This is a genomic window from Trinickia sp. (genome assembly GCF_051961175.1).
GTDB lineage: Bacteria > Pseudomonadota > Gammaproteobacteria > Burkholderiales > Burkholderiaceae > Trinickia.
Map to the genome: position 1 here is coordinate 1 of NZ_JBQCDN010000289.1, position 3,740 is coordinate 3,740.

Below are 3,740 nucleotides of genomic sequence, written 5' to 3' on the forward strand. Positions count from 1 at the left end.
GACGAAGCGGTAGCGCCCGTGACGCGATTGAGCGTGGCCCCTGTGCCGTTATTGATGTCGACGTGATTGCCCTTGCCGATCGAGAAGCTGTTCCAGTCGATGACGCCGCGATTCGATGTTTGGTTGATGGTCAGCGAAGTGCCATTGCCGCCAATTGAACCCGTTCCGGCAACAAACTGCCCGCCTTGCGGTAACGGCCCGGCCGCGAGCGCGATGGCCGGCATGGCACACGAGAGGGCGATGGCGATCGGTGTGAGTGCCGGGAAAGTCGCACGCCGCGAGCGGCGTGACTGTCCGGTCGATGAGGACTGTAGCATCGTGATTACCTCTTGTTTTCAGATGCGCGAACTCATGCGGCCAGCGTGAGCCCGGCGGGCCACTCGACGAGTGGGCGGCTTACAGTCTCATTCACCGTGTGAATTCCAGCTACAGCCGCCGCCGCCAAAACCGCAGTCGATCCCGCCATCGTGCGAATGCGCATAGAAGGCCGCATGGCGGGCGTGTGCGCGCTCCGCCCCTTGTCCGTTCGTTACAGCGCCGGATGGGCGGCGGGACCGGCGGGTACAATCGCACGCATGCCTTCTCGCACCGCGCCGCCAATCACTGAACTTGCAATGACCGAACCCACCTTTCCGCCGCCCGATTCCGCAACCGATCTCGCCGAGGCTCCTGAAACGCTCCACGAAGATACGTTGTGGCGCGATAACGGCTGGACTGCGCGCATCATCAAAAACGAGGACGACGACGGATGGGCCGTTGAAATGATCAAGGACGGCGAACCGGAGCCCGCGCTCGTCGGGCCCTGGACAATGGGCCGCAACAAAAAAGATCCGAAGCCGCTCGATACCGCGGCGTTCAATACGCTCGTGAAAACGGCGTCGGAGGTTTTACGCCGGCACGAGCAGCAGTTGCGCGCGCAGTTGCATAAACGCGTGACGGTAGCGGCGGCATCGGGCGATGGCGAATGGGAGGTCACGCTCGATATCGTGCCGGACGAGGACGAACCGTATGCGTTGCTGACCGCGCTCGACGCATTCGGCGAGCAACACGCCCAAGTGCAGGTACCCGCGAACTTCAAGCTTAGCCGCGCGAGTGCGGCCAGCTGGGTGGAAAACGAGTTCCGTCGGCCCGGTTGATCGCGCGTGTCACGCACTTTTGTTGGCGGATCCCGGCGGCGCAAGCAGACAATCGCTCAAGCCGCCAGCCGGGTTCAGCATCACGGCCCCGGAGCCCGGTGCGCCGACGATAACTAAAGAAACAGAAGACAACCGCAATTCAAGGCGTTGAAGGCTGAAGCTGCCACTGCAAGAGCGGGTGAGTAGCGAACGAAGCTTCGTAGCCGGTTGGGTGGCTGATTTTTGCGGTGGCGGAAACCGCCGAAGCTGTCGTCATGGCGCTACTCGAAACTTAGGGATACGGGGCACGCTCTTTTCTAGTCAGCCCATTGGACCGCGAATACGAGCGGGCTTCGAGCAGGTAATTTATGGGATTGTGGCATAGTAGCCAATCCCCAATAAAGAACGGAAAAAACATGAGCAAGGAGTTCAAGCTGCATTGTTTTGCGCAATCGGGCAACGCTTATAAAGTCGCACTTATGCTCTCCTGTGCCGGTGCGGATTGGGAATCGGTGTTTGTCGACTATTTCGCCGGGATGACGCGTACACCCGAATGGCGTCAGGCCGTGAATGAAATGGGTGAGATTCCGGTCCTGGAGCATGCGGGCAACAAGCTGTCGCAATCGGGCGTCATCTTGAACTACCTTGCCGATCATTTCGAACAGTTCGGGGCGAGAGGCGAAAACGAAAAGCGTGAGGTCTTGCGCTGGTTGCTCTTCGACAATCACAAATTCACGGGCTATCTGGCCGCGTACCGTTGGATTCGCTCATTCGCCTCGCCGCAGCCGCACTCGGAAGTGCTGGCGTTTTTCCGGGCGCGAGCGGAAGCCGCATTCGGTGTAGTCGATCGCCATCTCGCCGATCGCGCATACGTTGCGGCCGATAGGCCGACGATCGCCGATCTCTCGATGGCTGGATACGTCTTCTATCCGACCGAAGAGACGGGTTTCGATTTCGCCTCGACGCATCCGAACATCGCACGCTGGATGGATCGGATCTCGGCGCTTCCCGGGTGGAAACAGCCTTACGATCTGATGCCCGGCCAGCGCATTGCGCCGCGCCAGGCGTAGATCGTCCGGCTTGACCGCCAGCGCGGCGTCAGCCGTTGACTTTTAACGGGCGGCATCGACGCCCGGGGGCGGTTCGGCCGTCGCCGGGAAGACAAGTAGACGTTCCAAGATTTCCCGAAAACGATGCAGCCGGTGTTTGAAGTCCATTTGCCCATTTCGATAAGGAGATTTTCGCCGTGAGCACAAACGACCTCTTGTTCCGAATGTTCCGCTATCAGTCATGGGCCAACGAAGCGGTATTGAACGGGCTGAAAGAGGTGAATGCCGAGAGTCATCCACACGAACGGCATCTCGCGATCCGGCTGATGAATCACTGCCTCGTCGTCGATAAAATTTTTGCCGCGCATCTTGTCGGCGAGCCGCATGGTTTCCCCGCTGACAATACGCCCGAGACGCCAGAGCTCGATGCGTTGCGGCAAGCGCTGGCGACGGCGGATCGCTGGTATCTCGACTATGTGGAACAGGCGACGCCGTCGATCCTCGCCGAATCCGTTCCGTTCACGTTCACCGATGGCGACAGCGGATACATGACGCGCGAAGAAATGCTGACGCATGTCGTCATTCATAGCGGCTATCACCGTGGCGAAGTCGTCGGGATATTGAAGCGGGTGGCCGCGGCGGTGGGACAGGACTTTAAGCTGCCGCGGGATACGTATGCGGGCCATCTTCATCAGACCCAGCCTTCGCGCAGGCTTCAGGGCCGCGTGCCCGCGACCTCGGCGGATTGAAGCGGCCTGCGCAAGGCACGGTGGGCACGGACGTTGCTGCTCGAGATACAGGGCGCGAGTGCCAATCGCCGCGCTCGTCTCGCTAAGGGAGCACGCTCATGACACGACTCATCGCATTCCTTCTGCTTGTAAGCAGCCTCTCGCTGACGGCCTGCCACACTGTCGCGGGTGCTGGTCAGGACATTTCCAATGGCGGTCACGCCATTACCAACTCCGCTGAGCGGCACTCCGATTAGCAACCCATGATGGCTGGGCTGCCGTCCGTCGAAATGCCGAAGCGCTAGTGCGGCTCGGCTTCGGCGCGGCAGCCCTCATTGTCGATGGGTTAGTCGTCCTTCCCGACGGCCTTTCGGACGGCGTGTTTCGTCGCGTAGTAGCCTCTGCGTGTACCGCTCGCCACCGCATGGCCCGCGGCTTTGGCCGTGTGCCCAATGTCGTGCGCCGCTTCGCGCGTGTCCTCGCCGAATTTTTTGCCGGCTGCCTTGATGTTTTCCTTTGCTTCGTGTGCCGTCGTCTTCACGTCCGCATGAGCGGCAGGGCTCAGGATCGTACCGACGAGCACGGCGAGCAGCCATAGCGATTTGCGGTTTTTCATCGTTGTTCTCCTTTTCCTTTTGATACGTCGTGAGGCTGCGCGGTTGCCGTCCGCGCGTCGAGAATGACGGCGGCTCGCCCTTCGAGCAGTGTTGGGGCGCCGCAGCGCACCGTGCCGCGATACAGCACGTTGTCGCCAGCGCCGCCGATGCGTTCGACCACCACCGAGAGCGGCGCGTCGACCGTGTCGAGGTGCTCGACATGCATCTCGACGCTGCGTACGCTCGCCAGAT

5 protein-coding genes and 2 pseudogenes are annotated in these 3,740 nt (G+C 60.9%); 4 read left to right on the forward strand and 3 right to left on the reverse strand.

The annotated features are described in order from the left end of the window. A pseudogene (locus tag ACTHL0_RS17575) lies at positions 1-317 on the reverse strand (filamentous hemagglutinin); the annotation flags it as partial. Positions 318-614: 297 nt separating this feature from the next. On the opposite strand from ACTHL0_RS17575, the gene ACTHL0_RS17580 reads away from it, so the two are divergent. The 4 genes from ACTHL0_RS17580 (at position 615) to ACTHL0_RS17595 (ending at position 3,149) form a co-directional block, all read left to right on the forward strand. After that, entirely contained in the window at positions 615-1,136 is a 522-nt protein-coding gene (locus ACTHL0_RS17580; protein ID WP_440568097.1) for a hypothetical protein, read from the forward strand. Positions 1,137-1,531: 395 nt separating this feature from the next. Further along, entirely contained in the window at positions 1,532-2,185 is a 654-nt protein-coding gene (locus tag ACTHL0_RS17585; RefSeq protein WP_440568098.1) for a glutathione S-transferase family protein, read from the forward strand. A gap of 176 nt (positions 2,186-2,361) precedes the next feature. Continuing rightward, the gene (locus ACTHL0_RS17590; RefSeq protein WP_440568099.1) at positions 2,362-2,913 is read left to right on the forward strand and encodes a DinB family protein; all 552 of its coding nucleotides are present in this window, start codon (positions 2,362-2,364) and stop codon (positions 2,911-2,913) included. A 98-nt stretch (positions 2,914-3,011) separates the two neighbouring features. Beyond that, on the forward strand, positions 3,012-3,149 hold the full coding sequence (locus ACTHL0_RS17595) for an entericidin A/B family lipoprotein (RefSeq protein ID WP_440568100.1): 138 nt from the start codon (positions 3,012-3,014) through the stop codon (positions 3,147-3,149). 89 nt (positions 3,150-3,238) lie between these two features. Here the strand turns inward: ACTHL0_RS17595 and ACTHL0_RS17600 are convergent, their stop codons facing one another. Beyond that, on the reverse strand, positions 3,239-3,508 hold the full coding sequence (locus tag ACTHL0_RS17600; RefSeq protein ID WP_440568102.1) for a hypothetical protein: 270 nt from the start codon (positions 3,506-3,508) through the stop codon (positions 3,239-3,241). After that, positions 3,505-3,740 (reverse strand): annotated as a pseudogene (locus ACTHL0_RS17605) (hypothetical protein); the annotation flags it as partial. The pseudogene ACTHL0_RS17605 and the gene ACTHL0_RS17600, both read right to left, overlap by 4 nt.